The organism is Neisseria subflava (assembly GCF_003044935.1).
GTDB lineage: Bacteria > Pseudomonadota > Gammaproteobacteria > Burkholderiales > Neisseriaceae > Neisseria > Neisseria subflava_E.
Genome location: NZ_POXP01000003.1, coordinates 63,626 through 85,013, shown reverse-complemented (window position 1 = coordinate 85,013; position 21,388 = coordinate 63,626). Strand labels below are relative to the sequence as shown.

The 21,388-nt window shown below is 50.5% G+C and carries 20 protein-coding genes; 13 read left to right on the top strand and 7 right to left on the bottom strand.

Annotated elements, in window-relative coordinates:
* The first annotated feature begins 36 nt into the window (after nucleotides 1–36).
* A complete protein-coding gene (gene dnaE / locus DBY95_RS08310) occupies nucleotides 37–3,471 on the top strand; it encodes a DNA polymerase III subunit alpha (RefSeq protein ID WP_107724014.1) in 3,435 nt (1,144 codons plus the stop codon).
* Nucleotides 3,472–3,598: 127 nt separating this feature from the next.
* On the opposite strand, the gene DBY95_RS08305 is transcribed toward dnaE, so the two are convergent.
* Together DBY95_RS08305 and DBY95_RS08300 are read right to left on the bottom strand one after the other, a co-directional pair.
* Complete coding sequence (locus DBY95_RS08305; protein ID WP_107724013.1) at nucleotides 3,599–3,955, bottom strand: hypothetical protein; 357 nt, start codon at nucleotides 3,953–3,955, stop codon at nucleotides 3,599–3,601.
* A 110-nt stretch (nucleotides 3,956–4,065) separates the two neighbouring features.
* Nucleotides 4,066–4,401, bottom strand: a complete 336-nt coding sequence (locus DBY95_RS08300; RefSeq protein ID WP_107724012.1) for a hypothetical protein — start codon at nucleotides 4,399–4,401, stop codon at nucleotides 4,066–4,068.
* Nucleotides 4,402–4,690: 289 nt separating this feature from the next.
* Between DBY95_RS08300 and DBY95_RS08295 the strand changes: the two genes are divergently transcribed.
* The 4 genes from DBY95_RS08295 to DBY95_RS08280 all read left to right on the top strand — a co-directional run bounded on the left by DBY95_RS08295 (nucleotide 4,691) and on the right by DBY95_RS08280 (nucleotide 9,166).
* Nucleotides 4,691–5,185: a restriction endonuclease gene (locus DBY95_RS08295; RefSeq protein ID WP_107724011.1), complete on the top strand. Its 495-nt coding sequence runs from the start codon at nucleotides 4,691–4,693 to the stop codon at nucleotides 5,183–5,185.
* A 21-nt stretch (nucleotides 5,186–5,206) separates the two neighbouring features.
* Entirely contained in the window at nucleotides 5,207–6,070 is an 864-nt protein-coding gene (locus DBY95_RS08290; protein ID WP_107724010.1) for a mechanosensitive ion channel family protein, read from the top strand.
* Nucleotides 6,071–6,141: 71 nt separating this feature from the next.
* On the top strand, nucleotides 6,142–7,008 hold the full coding sequence (locus DBY95_RS08285) for a hypothetical protein (protein WP_107724009.1): 867 nt from the start codon (nucleotides 6,142–6,144) through the stop codon (nucleotides 7,006–7,008).
* A 121-nt stretch (nucleotides 7,009–7,129) separates the two neighbouring features.
* On the top strand, nucleotides 7,130–9,166 hold the full coding sequence (locus DBY95_RS08280; protein WP_107724008.1) for a M3 family metallopeptidase: 2,037 nt from the start codon (nucleotides 7,130–7,132) through the stop codon (nucleotides 9,164–9,166).
* 354 nt (nucleotides 9,167–9,520) lie between these two features.
* On the opposite strand, the gene DBY95_RS08275 is transcribed toward DBY95_RS08280, so the two are convergent.
* On the bottom strand, nucleotides 9,521–9,784 hold the full coding sequence (locus tag DBY95_RS08275) for a hypothetical protein (protein WP_107724007.1): 264 nt from the start codon (nucleotides 9,782–9,784) through the stop codon (nucleotides 9,521–9,523).
* 234 nt (nucleotides 9,785–10,018) lie between these two features.
* On the opposite strand from DBY95_RS08275, the gene DBY95_RS08270 reads away from it, so the two are divergent.
* Together DBY95_RS08270 and DBY95_RS08265 are read left to right on the top strand one after the other, a co-directional pair.
* Complete coding sequence (locus DBY95_RS08270; RefSeq protein WP_049328323.1) at nucleotides 10,019–10,438, top strand: CopD family protein; 420 nt, start codon at nucleotides 10,019–10,021, stop codon at nucleotides 10,436–10,438.
* Between the two features lie 38 nt (nucleotides 10,439–10,476).
* Nucleotides 10,477–10,947, top strand: a complete 471-nt coding sequence (locus tag DBY95_RS08265; protein ID WP_107724006.1) for a CYTH domain-containing protein — start codon at nucleotides 10,477–10,479, stop codon at nucleotides 10,945–10,947.
* A 151-nt stretch (nucleotides 10,948–11,098) separates the two neighbouring features.
* Here DBY95_RS08265 and ubiG read toward each other — a convergent pair whose 3' ends face one another.
* The 4 genes from ubiG to DBY95_RS08245 all read right to left on the bottom strand — a co-directional run bounded on the left by ubiG (nucleotide 11,099) and on the right by DBY95_RS08245 (nucleotide 14,136).
* Nucleotides 11,099–11,827, bottom strand: coding sequence for a bifunctional 2-polyprenyl-6-hydroxyphenol methylase/3-demethylubiquinol 3-O-methyltransferase UbiG (ubiG, locus tag DBY95_RS08260; protein WP_107724005.1), 729 nt, complete (start codon nucleotides 11,825–11,827; stop codon nucleotides 11,099–11,101).
* A 147-nt stretch (nucleotides 11,828–11,974) separates the two neighbouring features.
* Nucleotides 11,975–12,508: a c-type cytochrome gene (locus DBY95_RS08255; RefSeq protein WP_070649437.1), complete on the bottom strand. Its 534-nt coding sequence runs from the start codon at nucleotides 12,506–12,508 to the stop codon at nucleotides 11,975–11,977.
* Nucleotides 12,509–12,976: 468 nt separating this feature from the next.
* A complete protein-coding gene (locus DBY95_RS08250; protein ID WP_107724004.1) occupies nucleotides 12,977–13,249 on the bottom strand; it encodes a GIY-YIG nuclease family protein in 273 nt (90 codons plus the stop codon).
* Complete coding sequence (locus DBY95_RS08245) at nucleotides 13,246–14,136, bottom strand: LysR family transcriptional regulator (RefSeq protein ID WP_107724003.1); 891 nt, start codon at nucleotides 14,134–14,136, stop codon at nucleotides 13,246–13,248. Before DBY95_RS08245 ends, DBY95_RS08250 begins: the two co-directional genes overlap by 4 nt.
* Before the next feature lie 189 nt (nucleotides 14,137–14,325).
* Here DBY95_RS08245 and DBY95_RS10715 point away from each other — a divergent pair, with 189 nt between their 5' ends.
* The 6 genes from DBY95_RS10715 (at nucleotide 14,326) to rmuC (ending at nucleotide 21,387) form a co-directional block, all read left to right on the top strand.
* Complete coding sequence (locus tag DBY95_RS10715; RefSeq protein ID WP_234394608.1) at nucleotides 14,326–14,886, top strand: DUF7021 domain-containing protein; 561 nt, start codon at nucleotides 14,326–14,328, stop codon at nucleotides 14,884–14,886.
* A gap of 8 nt (nucleotides 14,887–14,894) precedes the next feature.
* Nucleotides 14,895–15,284 carry a hypothetical protein gene (locus tag DBY95_RS10710; protein ID WP_234394607.1) on the top strand — a complete coding sequence of 130 codons (390 nt, stop codon included), beginning with the start codon at nucleotides 14,895–14,897 and terminating at the stop codon, nucleotides 15,282–15,284.
* A gap of 167 nt (nucleotides 15,285–15,451) precedes the next feature.
* On the top strand, nucleotides 15,452–16,108 hold the full coding sequence (locus tag DBY95_RS08235) for an NAD(P)-dependent oxidoreductase (RefSeq protein WP_107724002.1): 657 nt from the start codon (nucleotides 15,452–15,454) through the stop codon (nucleotides 16,106–16,108).
* A gap of 432 nt (nucleotides 16,109–16,540) precedes the next feature.
* A complete protein-coding gene (locus tag DBY95_RS08230; RefSeq protein ID WP_004520918.1) occupies nucleotides 16,541–17,080 on the top strand; it encodes a DUF924 family protein in 540 nt (179 codons plus the stop codon).
* A gap of 112 nt (nucleotides 17,081–17,192) precedes the next feature.
* The gene (mnmE, locus tag DBY95_RS08225; protein WP_107724001.1) at nucleotides 17,193–18,557 is read left to right on the top strand and encodes a tRNA uridine-5-carboxymethylaminomethyl(34) synthesis GTPase MnmE; all 1,365 of its coding nucleotides are present in this window, start codon (nucleotides 17,193–17,195) and stop codon (nucleotides 18,555–18,557) included.
* Between the two features lie 1,027 nt (nucleotides 18,558–19,584).
* Nucleotides 19,585–21,387, top strand: a complete 1,803-nt coding sequence (gene rmuC / locus DBY95_RS08220) for a DNA recombination protein RmuC (protein ID WP_107724000.1) — start codon at nucleotides 19,585–19,587, stop codon at nucleotides 21,385–21,387.
* Nucleotide 21,388: the final 1 nt, after the last annotated feature.

The following is a 21,388-nucleotide window of genomic DNA, read 5'->3' as shown; positions in this document are numbered from 1 at the left end:
TACAATACGCCTTTTATTGTTCACGCCGATTTTGCCATGACCGAGCCGACCTATATCCCCCTGCGCCTGCATACCGAATTCTCGATTACCGACGGTATGGTGCGGATTAAAAAACTGATTGCCAAAGCGCAGGAATACGGTTTGCCTGCTTTGGGCATCAGCGATTTGATGAACGAATTCGGTTTGGTGAAATTCTATAAAGCCTGCCGCGGCGCAGGGATTAAGCCCATCGGCGCGGCGGATGTGTGGATAGGTAATCCGAATGCGCCTGACAAGCCGTTTCGCGCCATGCTGATTATCCGCAACGATGCGGGCTATCTGCGCTTGAGCGAGCTTTTGACGGAGGCTTATGTCGGCAAAGACCGCAATATTCATCATGCGGAACTCAATCCCGAATGGCTGGAAAACGGCGACAACAGCGGCTTGATTTGTTTGAGTGGCGCGCATTACGGCGAAGTAGGCGTAAATCTGTTGAACGGCAATGAAGACGCGGCGCGTGCGGCGGCGTTGAAATATGCGGAGTGGTTTCCCGATGCGTTTTATTTAGAGCTGCAACGCCTGCCCGAACGCCCTGAATGGGAGGCTTGCGTTTCAGGCAGCGTGAAACTGGCGGAAGAATTGGGCTTGCCGGTGGTGGCAACGCATCCAACACAGTTTATGAGCCGCGACGATTTCAACGCACACGAGGCGCGGGTGTGCATCGCAGGCGGCTGGGTATTGACGGACAAAAAACGTCCGCGCGATTTCACGCCGAGCCAGTTTTTCATTCCGCCGGAAACCATGGCCGAACGTTTCTCCGATTTGCCTGAAGCCTTGGAAAACACGGTAGAAATTGCCAAACGCTGTAATCTGCACATCACATTGGGCAAAAACTTCCTGCCGCTCTTCCCTACCCCGGACGGCCTGTCGCTGGATGATTATTTGGTGAAACTGTCCAACGAGGGTTTGCAGGAACGCATGGTTCAGCTTTATCCCGACGAGGCAGAGCGTGCGGCAAAAATGCCGGAATATCAGGAACGTTTGGATTTTGAGCTGAACATCATTATCCAGATGAAATTCCCCGGCTATTTCCTTATCGTACAAGACTTTATCAACTGGGCGAAAACGCATGGCTGTCCGGTCGGGCCGGGCCGTGGTTCGGGTGCAGGCTCGCTGGTGGCGTATTCGCTGAAGATTACCGACCTCGACCCGTTGAAATACGCGCTGCTGTTCGAGCGTTTCTTGAACCCTGAACGCGTCTCCATGCCTGACTTTGACGTGGACTTCTGTCAGGCAAACCGCGGCCGCGTGATTGAATATGTGCGCGAGAAATACGGCGCGGATGCGGTAAGCCAGATTGTTACCTTCGGCACGATGTCGTCCAAAGCGGTGATTCGCGACGTCGGACGCGTGCTGGAACTGCCGTTTATGCTGTGCGACAAACTGTCCAAGCTGATTCCGTTGGAAGCCAACAAACCCCTGAGTTTGGAAAAAGCCATGGAGGCCGAGCCGCAGATTCAGGAATTAATTGAAGCAGAAGAAGCGGACGAACTCATTACGCTGGCGAAAAAGTTGGAAGACCTGACGCGCGGTTTGGGTATGCACGCGGGCGGCGTGTTGATTGCGCCAGGCAAGATTTCCGATTACAGCCCCGTGTATCAGGCGGACGAATCCGCCTCGCCCGTATCCATGTACGACAAGGGCGACGTGGAAGACGTGGGTTTGGTGAAGTTCGACTTTTTGGGTCTCCGCAACTTGACCATTATCGAAATGGCGCAGAACAACATCAAAAACACCACCGGCGATATCGTCGATGTCGGCAAGATTCCGCTTGACGATCAGGCTGCCTACCAAATCTTCCGCGATACGAACACCACCGCCGTCTTCCAGTTCGAGTCGACCGGTATGAAAAAAATGCTGAAAACAGCGCACACGACCAAGTTTGAAGAACTCATCGCCTTCGTGTCGCTCTACCGCCCCGGCCCGATGGACAACATCCCAGACTTCGTCGCGCGTATGAAGGGTCAGGAATTCCAATACATCCACCCGCTGCTCGAAGGTATCCTCGCGCCGACCTACGGCATTATGGTGTATCAAGAACAAGTGATGCAGGCGGCGCAAATTATCGGCGGCTACTCGCTCGGCGGCGCGGACTTGCTGCGTCGCGCCATGGGTAAGAAAAAACCCGAAGAAATGGTGAAACACCGAGAAATCTTCGCCGAAGGCGCGGCAAAACAAGGCATTTCTCGCGAAAAATCCGACGAAATCTTCAACTACATGGAAAAATTTGCCGGCTACGGTTTCAACAAATCCCACGCCGCCGCCTACGCCCTGATTTCCTACCAGACCGCATGGCTCAAAGCCCACTATCCCGCCGAATTTATGGCGGCGACTATGTCGTCTGAATTGGACAATACCGACCAGCTCAAGCATTTCTACGACGACTGCCGCGCCAACGGCATCGAGTTCCTGCCGCCCGACATCAACGAATCCGACTACCGCTTCACGCCGTATCCGAACATGAAAATCCGCTACGCACTCGGCGCGATTAAAGGCACGGGCGAAGCCGCCGTCGAATCCATCATCGCCGCGCGGCAAAGCGGCGGCAAGTTTACCGGCCTCTTGGACTTCTGCGAGCGCGTTGGCAAAGAACACATGAACCGCCGCACCCTCGAAGCCCTGATACGCGGCGGCGCGTTCGACAGCATCGAACCCAACCGCGCCATGCTCTTGGCGAACATTGACCTTGCCATGAACAACGCCGACCAAAAAGCCGCCAACGCCAATCAGGGCGGACTTTTCGACATGATGGAAGACGCCATCGAACCGGTGCTGCTCGTTGACGTGCCCATGTGGAGCGAGTCAGAAAAACTCGCCGAAGAAAAAACCGTCATCGGCTTTTATCTGTCCGGACACCCGTTCGGCCCATATGCCCAAGAAGTCCGCCAAATCGCCCCGACCAAGTTAGGCCGTCTGAAACCGCAAGACAGCGTGCGCCTCGCCGGGTTCGTGACCGCCGTGCGCACCATGATGGGCAAGCGCGGCAAAATCGCCTTCGTCAGCCTTGAAGATTTGAGCGGTCTGGTGGAAATCATGGTCAGCGGCCACACGCTGGAAAACTGCGCCGACTACCTCAAATCCGACCAAGTGCTGATTATCGAATCCAAAGTCAGCCGCGACGACTACGGCGGTGGCGACGGGTTGCGCATCATGGCCAACCAAGTCATGACCCTGCAAATGGCGCGCGAACGCTACGCCCGCAGCCTCAGCCTCGCCCTCGCCCCCGGCCACAACATCGTACACCTCGCCGCCATCCTCACCGCCCACCGCCTGCCCGACACGTCGCACATCCCACTGCAACTGTCGTACAGCAACGGCAAAGCATCGGGCAAATTGAAAATTGCGCCAAAATGGATGGTGACACCAAGCACCGTCTTGTTTGACGAACTGGAAACATTGCTCGGCAGCAGGGCCGTCCGCGTGAATTGGTAACACTAAAGGCCGTCTGAAACTATACGTTCAGACGGCCTTTAGTTTAAAAAGCGCTTTAAAAACATAAATCAAATACGGATTCAGGCTTTCAGACGGCCTTATTGGATAGAGTGGTTATCTGAAAAGTTTATTGTACAAAGCCTTTGGCCAATAGGGAAAGGTAGCCCACAATAAAGGGGAACGACAATGCCGAAACAATACCCAGCACCCAGTAAATACATTGGTTCAGTACAGTTTTTGAGGCGGTAAGCCGCAGCAGTTTGAAATACAGAGAGAACCAGACGGATGATAAGGCAATAATCAGCAAAAAGCTGACTAGGGAGAAGGAACCGGAGAAAGCATATCCCAGCATTGTCCCTATCGCGGCATAAAGCATGCTTGCACCTAGCGCCCATTTCCAGATGGGATAAAGCCTATCGGGGAAATTCAGTGTTCCGGAGGCTTGGAGCCTGCCGAATACCAATACAAATATGATGTCAAACATAATAATGGCTGTTTTAGTGTAGGGTACGACAATATATATGAAAAGGGGGGTGAAAATACACCCCCTTTTCCTACAGATGCCCCATATCAAAGGCCGTCTGAAAAACAGTTTTATTTAACGATTTCAACCGGGCCATGGTCGTCGCAGTGATCGCCGTGTTGGTGATGCAGACGGCCGTTGACAATGTAGTCAACGTGATCGCCATGCGGTACGGCTTCGTGGCCGCAACCTTCGCCGTGAACGTGGCCTTGGCAGGTGTCAACCGGATGGCAGCCGTCAGGGTTGGTTTCATTGACGCTCAGGGCGTGCTCGTCGTAGTGGCCGTTGTGCTCATGGTGCAGGTGGCCGTCGTGCAGATAATCGACGTGGCCTTCGTGTTTGATGGCAGTGTGGCCGCAGTTTGCGCCGTGGACGTGGTCATGATGTTCGTGGGTTTTGCAGGTCATTTTTTCTCTCCTAATGTTCAGTGAATAGCAATCTTTCGCGATTGATTCTTTCATCTTATCTTTTTTTGATGCAAACGTAAAAAATTTTACAGTTATTAATATATTGTTACGATATATCATCTGTTGATATATAAGCCTATTTTATTTTTCAGACGGCCTTTCATCTATAATTCATTTATTTTCAGCGAGAACTTCAAACCCTTCCGGCAATGTAAAATATCGAATTTTTCAGCCGTAACAGGTAACATGGAAACAAAGGGATGGGTTCTTCAAACAAACAGGTACTGCAATGGGAAAACAAGCCAGACTTTATATGGTTCGCAGCACGCAAGGTGCGCTTTATGATGTATTTTTTGAACGCGGTGTGGCGGCATTGGCCTGGCCCATGCTGGCCGAAGCGGCGGCAAAAGGTTTTGGCCGTGAGGAACTGACGGATATTTACCGTTCAGCCGTGCCGGATGTGAAATTGAGAACGGCGCAATCGGGTGCGGCTCAGATGTGGCGGTTTGTCAACGAGTTGGCCGATGGAGATGCCGTATTGACCTACTCGCCTACCCTGCGCCGTTATCGGGTTGGCAGGATTACGGGCGGTGCGGTACATTGTCCGCAATGGGACGATGAAAAAATGTCGCTGGTGCGGCCGGTTGAGTGGCTGGGCGAAGTGTGCCGCGATGATTTGAGCGTGGTAGCGCAACGGGCTTTGGGCAGCGTGGCAACTTTGTTTGCGGTATCGGAAGCGTGTGCGGCAGAAATTTTTGAACGCGTGGGTTTTCAGACGGCCTAAGAAGGGAAAGGAAACAGGATTATGTGGAACACCATGCATGAATGGCTGAACGCTTTGCCTGTCAGTGAAGAAATTATTAAATCGGCGTTGATGTCGATGTTGATGATTGTGGCCGTCATTGCCGGGCGCAGCATTTTGCTCTCGGCGCATTTTCGCAGCCATCCGGATTTGAGCATTGAAAACAAACGCCGCTCGCTGGTGTTCAGCCGCAACGTGACCATGTTGCTGATCCTGCTCGGGCTGGCGATGATTTGGGCGGCGCAGATTCAAACTTTGGCGTTGTCGATGTTTGCGGTAGCCGCAGCGATTGTGGTGGCGACCAAAGAGCTGATTATGTGTTTGTCCGGCAGCATCCTGCGCTCAGTAACCAAACAATATTCCATCGGCGACTACATCGAAATCAACGGCCTGCGCGGACGGGTGGTCGATATCAATATGCTGAACACGCTGATGATGCAAATCGGCCCTAATCCGTTGATCGGCCAACTTTCCGGCAAAACGCTCTCGTTTCCCAACAGCCTGCTTTTGAGCCATACCGTACGCCGCGACAATATTTTGGGCAATTATGTGATTCATACGGTGGAAATCCCCGTGCCGATTCATTTGGATTCGGACGAAATCATAGGCTGTCTGAAAGCCGTTCTTGAGCCGTCGTGCGCAGCCTATGTTCCCGTTATCCAACAATATTTGGAAAACGTTCAAGCGCAAAAACTCTTTATTACCCCCGCCGCCCAGCCGCGCGTGTCCCGCGTGCCGCATGATGACAAGGTGTACCACATCATCGTACGCTTCGCCTCCCCCGTTTCCAAACGGCTGGAAATACAACAGGCCGTCTTAGACGAATTTTTGCGCACGCAATACCGACTGATCAACCAAACAAAATAGTACGGTTTGTTTATTGATACAATCAAATCCCTTACAATAATAAAGTTCACAATCAACAATAAGGAAAAGTCATGTTGCCCGAATCAGCCCTTGCCGAAATGTACCCCGTCATTATGACCCCCAGCCATGACGGCAAATATTTCCACAACTACACCCTCTCGCTTCTGAACATCGTCCACACCAACGCCTCCCTCGGCCTGCCGCTGCAAGTAATGATGCAGCGCGGCGAAAGCCTGATTACGCGCGCGCGCAACAACTGCGTGGCCAAATTTTTGGAAAACAAAGAATGGACGCATTTATTCTGGATTGACTCCGACATCGGCTTCTCTCCCGACTCATTCTACCGTCTGCTTTTGGCAGACAAAGACGTTGTAGCAGGCATTTATCCGCTCAAACGCGACAACTGGCCTGAAGAAGGCGTTCCGGCCGGCACGACCCAAGCCGACTTCGAGCGCATGTACACTTCTTATACCGTCAACACCAGCGAAAAAAATGAAAACGGTGAAATCGTATTGAAAGTCGATGAAGACGGTTTTATGAAAGTTCATGATGCGCCAACCGGCTTCATGGTTATCAAGCGCAGCGTATTTGAAAAAATGATGGCAGCCTACCCCGAGTTGAACTACATCTCCGACAGCGACTACAACAGAGAAGACAAAGGACTGCACTACCGCTTCTTCGACTGCATGGTCGATCCTGAAAGCAAACGCTATCTGTCCGAAGACTACACCTTCTGCCACCTCTGGCGTCAAATCGGCGGAGAAGTGTACGTCGACGTACAATCCAACCTGACCCACCAAGGCGCAAAAGTGTATCGCGGCTCGTTTGCCGAATCCCTGCAAACCAATGTTGCCAATGCAGTATTTGCCCCGAAAGGCACACCGATGCGCCTCGAGCTGGCTGCGCCATTGCACGCCAATCCGCGCGGCGCAGAATAAGATTGGCCGACAGGCGGGCGGAACACTTTAATTCTGCCTGTCTGCCACCATATAACGCCTATCGTTTTCTTTTCAGACGGCCAAAAGGCCGTCTGAATCCATCTTATTCAGGAGAAACCATATGAGCGACAACGTCCTGCTCCACTTGGGCGAAGAACCCCGTTTCGACCAAATCAAAACCGAAGATATCAAACCCGCCCTGCAAACCGCCATTGCCGAAGCGCGCGAACAAATCGCCGCCATCAAAGCGCAAACGCACACCAACTGGGCAAACACCGTCGAAAAACTGACCGACATTACCGAACGCGTCGGCCGCATTTGGAGCGTGGTTTCCCATCTCAACTCCGTCGTCGATACGCCCGAGCTGCGTGCCGTATACAACGAATTGATGCCTGAAATCACCATTTTCTTCACCGAAATCGGTCAAGACATCGAGTTGTACAACCGCTTCAAAATCATCAAAAATTCTGCCGAATTCGACACCCTCTCCCCAGCGCAGCAAACCAAGCTCAACCACGACTTGCGCGATTTCGTCCTCAGCGGTGCCGAATTGCCGCCCGAACAGCAGGCAGAACTGGCGCAACTGCAAACCGAAGGCGCGCAACTGGGTGCCAAATTCGCACAAAACGTCCAAGACGCGACCGACGCTTTCGGCATTTACTTTGACGATGCCGCGCCGCTTGCTGGCATCCCCGAAGACTCCATCGCCATGTTTGCCGCCGCCGCGCAAAGCGAAGGCAAAACAGGCTACAAAATCGGCCTGCAGATTCCGCACTACCTCGCCGTTATCCAATACGCCGACAACCGAGAACTGCGCGAACAAATCTACCGTGCCTACGTTACCCGTGCCAGCGAATTGTCTGACGAAGGTAAATTCGACAACACGGCCAACGTCGAACAAACGCTTGCAAACGCGCTGAAAACCGCCAAACTGCTCGGCTTCAAAAACTACGCCGAGCTGTCGCTGGCAACCAAAATGGCGGATACGCCCGAGCAGGTTCTGAACTTCCTGCACGACCTTGCCCGCCGCGCCAAACCTTTTGCCGAAAAAGACTTTGCCGAGATCAAGGCCTTTGCGCGCGAAAACCTGAATATCGAAGACCCGCAATCGTGGGATTTGAGCTATGCCGCCGAAAAACTGCGCCAAGCCAAATACGCCTTCAGCGAAACCGAAGTGAAAAAATACTTCCCTATCAGCAAAGTATTGGCAGGCCTGTTTACCCAAATCAAAAAACTCTACGGCATCGAGCTGGCTGAAAAAACCGTCCCCGTTTGGCACAAAGACGTGCGCTATTTCGAGCTGAAACAAGACGGCCAGACCATCGGCGGCGTTTACATGGACTTGTACGCACGCGAAGGCAAACGCGGCGGCGCATGGATGGACGGCTACAAAAGCCGCCGCCGTTTCGCCGACGGCACGCTGCAACTGCCGACCGCCTACCTCGTCTGCAACTTCACCCCGCCGGTCGGCGACAAAGAAGCGCGTTTGAGCCACGACGAAATCATCACCCTCTTCCACGAAACCGGCCACGGCCTGCACCATTTGTTGACCCAAGTTGACGAAGTGGGCGTATCCGGCATCAACGGCGTCGAATGGGACGCGGTCGAGCTGCCTAGCCAATTCATGGAAAACTTCGTTTGGGAATACGACGTATTGGCGCAAATGTCCTCGCACGAAGAAACCGGCGCGGTATTGCCGAAAGAGCTGTTCGACAAAATGCACGCGGCTAAAAACTTCCAACGCGGTATGCTCCTCGTCCGTCAAATGGAATTTGCCCTCTTCGACATGGAAATCTACCATCAGGAAGATGAAGGCCATCTGAAAGAATGGCCGCAAATCTTGGACAAAGTGCGTCAAGAAGTCGCCGTGACCCAACCGCCGGCATACAACCGCTTCGCCTTGAGCTTCAGCCACATCTTCGCCGGCGGCTACTCCGCAGGCTATTACAGCTACGCATGGGCGGAAGTTTTGAGTGCAGACGCTTACGCCGCTTTTGAAGAAAGCGACGATGTTGCCGAAACCGGCCGCCGCTTCTGGAAAGAAATACTGGCCGTCGGCGGTTCGCGCAGCGCAGCAGAATCCTTCAAAGCCTTCCGCGGCCGCGAACCAAGCCTGGATGCCCTGCTCCGCCACAGCGGTTTCGACAACGCAGTTTGATTTGAAAATCCGCCGTTTTAATTGCTGATTCAACGCTAAAGGCCATCTGAAATGTTTCAGACGGCCTTTTTATAATCAATTCAATATTTTCAGCAAAACAAATAAAACCATTCAGCCGATAAAACTACCCGGCGCGGAACGCTGCAACGGTTGCCAAGCTCAATATTTTCCCAATGCAGACAAGCCGCCCATAAAAACAGGGCATGTTCCCATGCCCTATCATTTGAATTTCAGACGACCTTTCGGTTGTCAAAACTTATTAGGAACAATGAGCAAGCACTGTCCCTAACAAGACATCGAGAAAACAGAAGTCCGCATTTCAAACTCCTATCTTCCTCCTACCCATCGCTAAAATTAGTTTTTGCCCTTTTTATCGCCGGCATTCAAGCGCATATTGATAAACTCCATCATCAAATCTTTTTTCGTCCAGAAAAAGGTTTTCATTTTTTCCAAAGAATAGATTTTCCGAATCATCGCCGGCAATCCTGCATGAACGATGGCCGCGACTTCGCCATTGGTTGTTTCGTTGTCCATGGCGGCTTTGAGGTTTAGATTATGCGTATTCAGGTAGTCGCAAAGCGCTTTCCTGACGCTGTTGCTGATTTCGAATTGTTTCATGTTTTCCGTCCATAATGTTTTTATAATTAAATAGCATAGGATTTTAACAATTTTTTTGCATCGTGCATATCCCAACTTGCATATTGTTGCGGAATTTACAATTTGGTTTTTGGGTAAAATCGTACCTGCAACACATTGTTGCGGCGCACTAAATCGGCTTGTTTTGACTATTTTGTTTCGGCTCGGGCCGTATTGCGGATAAAATAATGGTTTTAGGTTTTGAGGCCGTCTGAAATGTATTTGTGGTTTAAGCTGCTGCATGTGTTTTTTGTAATTTCTTGGTTTGCGGGACTGTTTTATCTGCCACGGATTTATGTGAATCTGGCGCAATTAGAGCCCGGCAGCGTGGAATATGTACGGCTGACGGATATGTCGCGGCGGCTGTACCGCTTTATGTCGCCTTTGGGCTGGGGAACGCTGATATTCGGCGCGGCCATCGGGTTTGTAAATAATTGGTGGGGCAACGGCTGGCTGGCGGTTAAATTATTGTGCGGCCTGCTGCTCTTGGCTTACCAGCTTTATTGCGGCCTGCTGCTGCGCCGTTTTCAAAACGGCAGCAATATGTATTCGCACCGCTGGTATCGGGTATTCAACGAACTCCCTGTATTGATGATGGTGGCTGCGCTTTATATGGTGGTTTTCAAGCCGTTTTGATCTTCAGACGGCCTGTTTGGTAAATAAGGAAAGAATTCATGACGGTCGAAATCGAACGCCGCTTTTTGCTGGCGGATGACAGTTGGCGCGAAGTGGCAAGCGAGCCGCTGGTGTTGCAACAGGGCTATTTGAGCGTGGAAAAAGAGCGCACCATCCGCGTGCGGATTATCGGTTCGCAAGCCTGGCTGACCCTGAAAGGCTATATTTCCGATATGACGCGCAGCGAGTTTGAATACGAAATCCCGCTGGCTCACGCGCAGGCGATGATGGCGGATATGTGCCCGTTTAAAATGGAAAAATACCGCTATCGGGTCGAATTTGAAGGCTTTGTGTATGAAATAGACGAATATTTCGGCGACAATGCGCCATTGATTGTGGCGGAAATCGAATTGCCGTCTGAAGATACCGAGTTCCCCAAACCGTCTTGGTTGGGCAAGGAAATCACGTCAGACGGTAAGTTCACCAATGCGTATTTGAGCAAACATCCGTATTCGTCTTGGACGGAATAACGAGTACAACCCACATACAAAAAAGGCATGTATCGCACATGCCTTTTTTCTTTTCAGACGGCCTGATTTGCCTTACCGATATTTGAATTAAGCTGCTTTCGACATACTGTTTCAAATATCGGGCAAGCCCGTGTGTTTTATCCGTGGAACCTTACGCCGGACGGCAGGCCACCATGTAGTTGACTTCGGTCGAGTCACACAGGGAATAACGGCCGCTCAACAAATTGTAGGTCATGCCCTTGCTGCCGACGGTATCCAATCCGGCTTGGCGGCACATACGCGCGAGTTCTGCCGGCGTGATGAATTTTTTCCAGTCATGCGTGCCTTTGGGGACGAATTTCAACAGATATTCTGCGCCGACAATCAGATGCAGATAAGATTTGGGATTGCGGTTGATGGTGGAGAAAAACACCATGCCGTCGGGTTTGACCAGTTTCGCGCAAGCCTGAACGATGGCAGACGGATCGGGAACGTGTTCCATCATTTCCATACACGTTACCACGTCGAAACTGTGCGGCTGCTCGGCGGCGAGGTCTTCGACGCGGATGCAGCGGTAATCGATATTGGCAACATGTTGAGCGGCCGCATGGGCAGCGGCGGTTTGCAGGGATTTTTCCGCCATATCGATACCGGTAACGTGTTCTGCGCCGCGTTTGGCCATGCTTTCCGACAAAATACCGCCGCCGCAGCCTACATCCAGCACGCGTTTGCCTGCCAATCCGGCATAGCCGTCGATATAGTCGAGGCGTAAGGGGTTGATGTCATGCAGGGGCTTGAATTCGCCGTTTTTATCCCACCATTTATCGGCGATTTGGCTGAACTTGGCGATTTCGCCGGCATCTACGTTGTCGTGTTGATTGTTCATGGTTTGCTCCTGCATAAAATCATTCGTCTGATTTTAGCCGATTGTGCTTCAAAATAAAATGTTTCAGACGGCCTTTGCCTGTTTATCGGCCCTATTTTAACTTTCATCCGTCTGCCCATAAAAAACGCACTTTGTGGCAAGGTGCGTTTCAATCTGCATGATTTAGAATTTAGCGCCGGATTCGTTGGCCATGTAGTCAACTGCGGCTTTCACTTCGTCGTCGCTTAAGCTGCCGTTGCCGCCTTTGGCAGGCATGGAATTAAAGCCTTCGAGGGCGTGTTTGTGCAAGGTGTCTTTGCCTTGTTTAATGCGAGGCGCCCAGTCTTCTTTTTTGCCTACGGCCGGAGCGCCGGGAATCAAGCCGCTGTGGCATGCTTTACAGTTCGCTTCAAAAACAGCTTTGCCGTCCACTTTGGCGGATTCGGCAGGCTTGGCTTCAGCGGCAGGCGCTTCGGCTTTCTCTTCGGGCTTGGCGGCCTCTTCAGGTTTGGCGGCTTCCTCTGCTTTGCTGGCAGCGGCTTCAACCTTATCAGCTGCTTCTTGAGCGGCGGATGCAGTCGCATCGGCAGCAGAAGCGGCTTCGGTTTTAACTTCAGATGCAACGGCTTGAGCAGCCTCTTGAGTCTCCTGTTTAGCCTCTTGGGAACAAGCTGTCAAACCAGCCATCATCATTACGGCAATCAGTAATTTGTTCATGTTCTGTCTTTCGTTAGTTTTAGTTTAAATCACTGTTTTATATAAACAGCTCAAAAATTCTAGCATAGAAACTAATACTTTCGACCTACACTATAATAAATATTGGTATAAATCAGATTTTGTCTCAAAAACAGGAAAAATATATTGACACCACCTCTCTACTCGGATAGAAATTCACCCCATTTGTCATGAAGCGCGATAACTTTCATTTTATTGTTCAAGCGGTTACTCATTTTATTTTCAAAGTTTCCTTTAGAATTCAAATTCTTACCGACTTCTCCATGAGTAGCGTCAACCTGAAAGCCATCCCCATCCCAAACAGGCCGTCTGAACCCCGATCAGGTTTCAGACGGCCTTTTTGAATCATGTTAATAAACATTTGCCGCTTGCCTATGCAAAACACACCAGCAGGCTTACCTATTTATGTGGTTATTCATATCACGACTACAAGTTAATCCATTGCTGCCATTAGTCTTTTGCCAATGTTTCAGCTTCAGCCCACAAGCCCCGTTTCTGCTCCGCCGTCAATTTCTTAATGCCGATTTCCCGCTTCAGCGCTTCACTTTTATTCAAGCCGTCTGAAACGATGCGCATCTCGACAGGCTTGTTCAAACGCGTGTATTTCGCGCCTTTTCCTGACAAGTGCGCCGCAAATCGCTCTTGAGGACGGTTGCTGATGCCGCAATAAAACGCGCCGTTTTCGCACAAAATCAGGTAAACGCTCCAATTTTCCGCGTTCATAAATCCCCTTCCTTGGCAAAACTCTCGGTAAAAATGCGCACGGCAGCCTCGGTTTTGGCAGACTGCACACGATAAGGCGTTACCAAATAAAGGCTGACCGGCGGCAATGTCCATTCAGGCAAAACCGCTTTCAGACGGCCTTGTGCAATTTTCTCCCTCACTTCGCCGCCCACTTGTAAAGACAAACCGAAACCGCTTTCGGTCAGACTACACACAGCGGCAAGATGCGTACAGGCAATGCTGTCGGCGATATCGAGAAAATAGCTTTCGCTACCATTTTGCAAGGTCGTGCGGACAGGTAAAAAATGTAGCCAGCGGTGCGCATGAAGCTGAGAGGGATGGGTAATGGGCGGATGCCGGTCGAGATAATCGGGTGCGGCGCAAATCATGTACGGCCAAGTCACGAGATGGCGCGCAACCAAGTTGGGATCGTCCAAAGCACGGTCGCCGCCGCGTATGGCGATGTCGGTCTGATTGTGTTGCAGGTCGTCCAAAGTATCGCTGAAATTAAGGACAGGACGGATTTTAGGGAACTCGGTTTGCAATCGTGAAAAGGCCGTCTGAAAAGCGCGGGAACCGATGACGCAGGAAGTCAGGGAAATGCGCAATTCGCCGACGGGTTCGGTCTTCAGATTGTCGATAACGGTACGCGTATCAGCAAGGGTGGCGGCTAGACGGCGGCAGTATTCGCCCAAGGCACGGCCGGCATCGGTAGGCGCAAGGCTGCGCGTACTGCGGTTTAACAGCTTGATGCCGTGCAGGGTTTCGAGGCGGTTGATGTGCTGGCTGACGGCAGACGGCGTCATGCCCAACACGGCAGCAGCGGCGTTCATGCTGCCGTGTTCGAGGACGGTAGCGAAAACAAGCAGGGGTTTGATGTCTTGCATGATGTTTACTTTACTGAAATTGGTGTTTTCAGACGGCCTGTTAGGAATACTGCGGATTATATAGCGCGGATGAAAAATCGGCGCGGAACTGATTGGGCGGTTGAATAATATTTATTTATAGCCATTTGCATATTTACCCTTTTTAAGGTATACCGCCTACTGATGTTTATATTTTAAAAGGATGATTAAATGGCTGATTTCGACACATCTAACCCTTACAGACCCAAAGGACTACTGCAGCGTCTGATGCGATTTTTAGGTCTTGGTTATTCTGCCGAAGATGAATATGTATATGAACGTTTGGCAGCTTTAGATTTGAATACAACGGTTTATGCCGACTTATTCTTCAATAAAACAGATGAATTTTTGATTTTGACTTCAGATTTCGACCCTGAAATGGGGACATTTAAGATTAATGCAGGCATAGGTGGAGGCAAAAAACAATTCCAAGGCAAAAGCTGCCCAATTTTGGGCTATATCCATGTGGGAAACGGTACATTCATGGATCAACCCATATACAATCTGACCTGGGCAGAAGATGATGCAAACAACCCCTTTAAAAACTGCTTATTTCAGACACTCAAACCACTGACTATATACCGTACCCGTAGCAAGTTAGGCATGGATTGGGAGCCATTCGGAAGTGATTGGTTAGGCAATATACTTTTAGTTGAAGTACTTGAAACTGACGCACACAATCAAAAATTGGAAAACTTACGCCGAGAATATCTGAAGCAACATTCAGATTAAACACATTTATGGGCACTTTCGAGGCATCTTCAAAATGGGCAGGGCTGCCTGTGAAATTATCTTTGAACGCAGACGGCAAAAAACCGGCAAGCAGGGCGCTCAAACGCCTAACGGAAGCATTTGCACAACAGGCGCAACTCTATTCCACCTTAAACGCATACCTGCTCGAACATATCCGTAAACACAACGGCATCCGCACCAAAAACGAATTTTTTGCCAATCCGCATCCGACAGCGGAAAGCTTCCTTCAAGATTTAAAGCCGAAAGCATTGAATTTTGTCGATCAGAATCTCTATATCGTGTTTTACAATGATGACGATGCATTGATACCCGACGATGAATACTATTTTTATGTTTCATTTGATACAAAGGGTAACATTACCGGCATCACTTTCTGACACTAACAACAGGCCGTCTGAAGCTTAACCTCGTTTCAGACGGCCTTTTTCTATCTATTATTTAGTTCAACTTCACAATCATAACAGTAAATCAGGGATTATCAAGCATTTCAGACGGCCTTACAATGCACTCATCTAATCAATCGAATCCCAACAAGGAGTCAAACATGAAAATCGCAGTTATCGGTGCAACTGGTTATGTCGGCAACGCAGTCGTTCAAGAATTGGCAGACCGCGGTCATGAAGTAACCGCTTTTGCTCGCAACACAGACAAAGTTTTCCAAGCGCAAAATGTTGCCGCAGTCTCTGCAGATGTCAACGCAGCAGATTTTGCCGACAAACTGGCCGGTTTTGATGCCGTGGTCAGCGCGTTCAACCCGGGCTGGACCAATCCCAACATCGGCGCGGATTTCACACGCGGCGCAAACAGCATCGTCGAAGCGGCAAAAGCAGCGCAAGTGCCTTATTTGTTGGTCGTCGGCGGCGCGGGCAGCCTGTATGTGGCACCCGGTTTGCAAGTTATCGATACGCCCGACTTCCCGAAAGAAATTTTCGACGGCGCCAATGCCGCACGCCATCTCTTGGCAGAACTCCTGCCGCGCCGCGACGTGAACTGGTCTTTCGTTTCCCCTCCGGCACGACTGGGCGCGGACGGCGGTTTCAGCGAAGACAAAACCGGCAAATACCGCTTGGGTAAAGACGATTTGCTGATGGACGGTAAAATTCCGGCAGGCATCAGCGTGGCCGATTTGGCAGTCGCCATCGCCGACGATGTGGAAAACAAAGCGCATTTGTTTGAACGTTTTACCGTCGCCGCTGTTTAATCATCTTAATTTAAAGGCCGTCTGAAACTAAAAGTTTCAGACGGCCTTTGCATGCGCTCATCTCATCAATCGAATCTCAACAAGAAGTCACACATGAAAATCGCAGTGATTGGTGCAACAGCTTATGTCGGCAACGCAAGCAAAGTTTTCCAAGTGCAAAATATTGTCGTCGTCTCCACATACGAATAAAATCTGTCGGCAATTTATATCAAAATTACAAAAATATTTTGAACAAAGTGAAGGAACTGTACCAGAGTAGTAAGGAGCCCATCCTGAAAAGATATAGATCATAAATTGCATATTGTGAGCAACAATCCGCTCCGCTACCGATCTTTTCTCACGCAAGCGCTGATGGTTAAGATGATCTGAAAGCATCTCTCTAATTTTTCAGACGGCCTCAATTTTCCCTGTACTCTATTTCAAGGAGTTTTCATGACACCTCAAACTGTCTTAGATTTCTGGTTTACCGAAGAAAACCACCCTTTCCAATTTGCCCGCAACAATGGATTCGATGCCCAAATTCGCGCTCAATTTTTCGATATCTGGCAGCAGGCAGCTCGCGGCGAACTTTCACACTGGCGCGATACTCTGCAAGGCAGGCTCGCCGAAATCATTATTCTTGACCAATTCTCGCGCAATCTGTTCCGCGACAGCCCTCAAGCGTTTGCCCAAGATACTGCTGCACTCATTCTTGCCCAAGAAGCCGTTCGCCAACCCGGCTTCGCCGACCTCCTTCCGCATGAACGCCATTTCATGCTGATGCCGTTGATGCACAGCGAAAGCCAAGTTATCCATGAACAAGCCGTACCGCTGTTTGAACGCTATACCAATGAAAACGCATTGGCCTTTGAAATCAAACACAAAGTCATCATCGACCACTTCGGACGCTATCCGCACCGTAACGCCGTATTGGGGCGTAAAACCACGGAAGAAGAAGCAGAATTTCTGAAGCAGGAAGGTTCATCATTTTAATTCCATCAAAGTCAAAGGCCGTCTGAAACCGAAATCAAGGTTTTCAGACGGCCTGCATCATCGTGAAATCACTATATAATACCGTCTATTAAATTCCAGATACGAGCCAACCATGTCCGTAACCCAACCCACCATCGCCGCCATCGCCACCGCACCCGGACGTGGCGGCGTCGGCGTGATCCGTCTTTCCGGCAAAAACCTGCTGCCTTTGGCGCAAACCCTCAGCGGCGGCAAAACGCCCAAACCGCGCACCGCGCTTTACACCGACTTTCTCGGCGGCGACGGACAGCCGATAGACAACGGCATCCTGCTCTACTTCGCCGCTCCCGCCAGCTTTACTGGCGAAGACGTGATTGAATTGCAGGGGCACGGCGGCCCTGTCGTGATGGACATGTTGCTCTCGCGCTGCCTCGAACTGGGCGCGCGCATGGCGGAGCCGGGCGAATTTACCAAACGCGCCTTCCTCAACAACAAACTCGACCTTGCCCAAGCCGAAAGCGTCGCCGACCTCATCGATGCCTCCAGCAAGTCCGCCGCACGCATGGCGTTGCGTTCGCTCAAAGGCGCGTTTTCCCGACACATACACGAGCTGGTGGACGACCTTATTACTTTGCGGATGCTGGTTGAAGCCACGCTCGACTTCCCCGAAGAAGACATCGACTTTCTCGAAGCCGCCGACGCGCGCGGCAAGCTCCAAGCCCTGCAAGGCCGTCTGAAAACCGTGCTTGCCAGTGCGGAACAAGGCGCGATTTTGCGCGAAGGCATGAACGTCGTCCTCGTCGGTGCGCCCAACGTCGGCAAATCCAGCCTGCTCAACGCCTTGGCGGGCGACGACATCGCCATCGTAACCGACATCGCCGGCACCACCCGCGACACCGTGCGCGAACAAATTACCCTCGACGGCGTACCCGTTCACATCATCGACACTGCCGGCCTGCGCGAAACCGACGACGTGGTCGAACAAATCGGCATCGAGCGCAGCCGAAAAGCCGTCTCCGAAGCCGATGTCGCCCTGATTCTGATTGACCCGCGCGAAGGCGTGAACGCCAAAACCCAAGCCATTTTGAACAGCCTGCCCGAAGGTTTGAAAAAAATCGAAATCCACAACAAAGCCGACCTGACCGGCGAACCTGTCGCCGTCCGTTCAGACGGCCTTGCGCAAACCGGCGCGGAAAGCGTTATCAGCCTGTCTGCCAAAACCGGCGCTGGTCTCGATTTGCTCAAACACGCCCTATTGCAGGAAGTTGGCTGGCAGGGCGAAAGCGAAAGCCTGTTCCTCGCCCGCAGCCGCCACCTCAACGCCTTGCACGAAGCCGAAGCCGAGCTGGAAAACGCCGCCCTCTGCGACAACAACCAAATCGAGCTTTTCGCTGAACACCTGCGCCTCGCCCAAAACGCCTGCAGCGAAATCACCGGCGAATTTACCGCCGACGATTTGCTGGGCGTGATTTTCTCGCGCTTCTGTATCGGCAAATAAAACGGTTTGCCATCAAATACAAAGGCCGTCTGAATGTTCAGACGGCCTTTTTTATCACCAAAACAAGCTTAATTTCACTTGCGTTTATTTATTGGCAGCTTCTGCCATATTTTTTGCGATTTTGGTCGCACCAACTGTCAAACCGGACATGCCGATCAAAGAAGCTGCGGCCAATTTAATTAATGTTTTCATTTTAACTCTTTTCTGTGTATTTAAGGGTGTGTTGTGTATTTTTTATTTGGCGGCATCAGCCATATTGTGGGCGATATTGGTTGCGCCGACGGTCAGGCCGGACATACCGATTAAAGAGGCTGCTGCCAGTTTGATTAAAGTTTTCATTGTTTATCTCACTTTCTTGTCTGTCGGCCGAAAAACGGCCTAAGTTGCGTTTTCTGAAGTATTGTAATTAATTCGTTTATGATTGAATTATTTGTGTACTACCGTTTCGATATTACGGGAGATGCCGATGGCAGAAGCTGATATTCCGGACATACCGATTAAAGAAGCGGCAGAAAGCGTTATTAAATGTCCCATTTTAAGTAGTCCTTTTTCATAGATACAAAATGTTATTTAACAACATACACATTTTTTCGCCGGCATCTGCGCTGCCGACAGGACGAATCATACTGTGTTAATCGTTAATTAATACAACTTTTACGTAAAGATAAAATACTAAAAATATACATAATGAAGATTTTAGTTAATTTATATTTTGTTTTGAAAATGACACCGATGTCTTTCTCAATGACACCGATGTCTTAATTACATACACACTACAAACGTATCTTTCTGCGCCCATAAAATCCCTCCTTTTTTGTTGCAAAATTGCACTCTAAATTAAATATATTTTTAAATTCAAAATGTTACAAATTTATCTTTTTCACAACCTAAATGTTCAATTAGTCAAAACCAATACCTTTGATAGCTTCTTTTAAAGAAAACACACGTTTCTAGCGTATATCCGACCATAAAATGCGCTACAAATATATGATATAGTGAAACATTCTGCGTATTGACTATTTCCAGCATGAACAACACCTTAATTCTGACCGGCGCGGCCGCATTTTTTATCGGCGCGCTGTTTGCTTGGCTGATAACACGCTACCAAGCCCAAAGCCGACACTTTATTGTTTTGCAAGAATTGGCCGAAAGTCGCCGCCTACATGAGTTTGCCGAACAGGTGCAGGCTCAAACTGCGGCGGACTTGGCGCAAAGCCGCCATACCGTGCAGGAATTGCAAGACGAATTGCAGGAGACGGGCAACCGCTTTGCCGCAGCCGAAAAACAGATTGCCTATCTGCAAGATTGCGAGGCCGAAGCCGAAGCTTTAAAACACGAATGTGCAAAATGGCAGCAAAGTGCGCAAAACCTGCAAATCAACAACGAACGCCTAAACACGCAACTGGCTCAAGAACAGGCATTGAGTGCGGATAAAAATACACTTTTACAACAGCAGGAAACGGAAAAAGGCCGTCTGAAACAAGACTACGACACGCTGTTAGAGCAAAACCATGCGCTGCAAGTCCAAAACGAGCGCCTCTCCACACAACTGACTCAAGAAAAAGCCAATATCGACGGCAAAAACAGCCTTTTACAGCAACAGGAAGCTGAAAAAGGCCGTCTGAAACAAGAATACGCCGCCCTTTTGGAGCAAAACCACGCGCTTCAAGTCCAAAACGAGCGTCTCAACACCCAATCGGAAAAAGACCGTCAGGCTGCTGAAGAAAAATTGGCTCTATTGGCAGATGCACGTAAAAACCTGAGCGACCAGTTCCAAAACCTCGCCAACACTATTTTGGAAGAGAAAAGCCGCCGCTTTACCGAACAAAACCACGACCATCTCCAACAACTGCTCAATCCGCTCAACGAACGCATCCACGGCTTCAGCGAGCTGGTTCAGCAGACTTATGAAAAAGAAGCCAAAGAACGCCTGACCATCGAAAACGAGCTCAAACGCCTGCAAACCCTCAACACCCAGCTCCACCACGATGCCAAAGCGCTGACCACTGCGCTGACCGGCACGCAAAACAAAACCCAAGGCAACTGGGGCGAGATGATTTTGGAAAGCGTATTGGAAAATTCCGGTCTGCAAAAAGGCCGCGAATACATCGTTCAAGCTTCCAGCGTCCGCCACGAAGCAGACGGCACCCAACGCCGCCTCCAGCCCGACGTCCTTATCAATCTGCCCGACAACAAACAAATCGTCATCGACTCCAAAGTATCGCTGACTGCCTACGTCCGCTATACGCAAAGCACCGGCGCAGAAGCAGAACGCGAGCTTGCCAACCACGTCGCCAGCATCCGCGCCCATATCAAAAGCTTGGCAGCAAAAGACTACACCGACCTTGAGGGCGTCAAAACGCTGGACTTCGTCTTTATGTTCGTCCCTGTCGAACCGGCCTACCTCCTCGCCCTGCAACACGATCCAAACCTCTTCCAAGAGTGTTTCGACAAACGCATCATGCTGACCGGCCCCAGCACCCTGCTCGCCACCCTGCGCACCGTTGCCAACATCTGGCGCAACGAGCAGCAAAACCAAAACGCACTGGCGATTGCCGAAGCAGGCAGCAAACTCTATGACAAATTTGTCGGCTTTGTCGAAAGCATGGATGGCATCAATAAAGCGCTCAGCCAGGCACAATCCCAGTTTCAGACGGCCTACGGCCGCTTGGTTTCCGGCAGGGGCAACCTCATCAGCAGCACCGAAAAACTACGCAAATTGGGCATCAAAGCCGGCAAACAACTGCAACGGGATTTAGTAGAAAAGGCCGTGTCGGAAACCGAAGACCATGCCGCTTTACCAACTGCACAAGACCAAGAAAATGACTGAC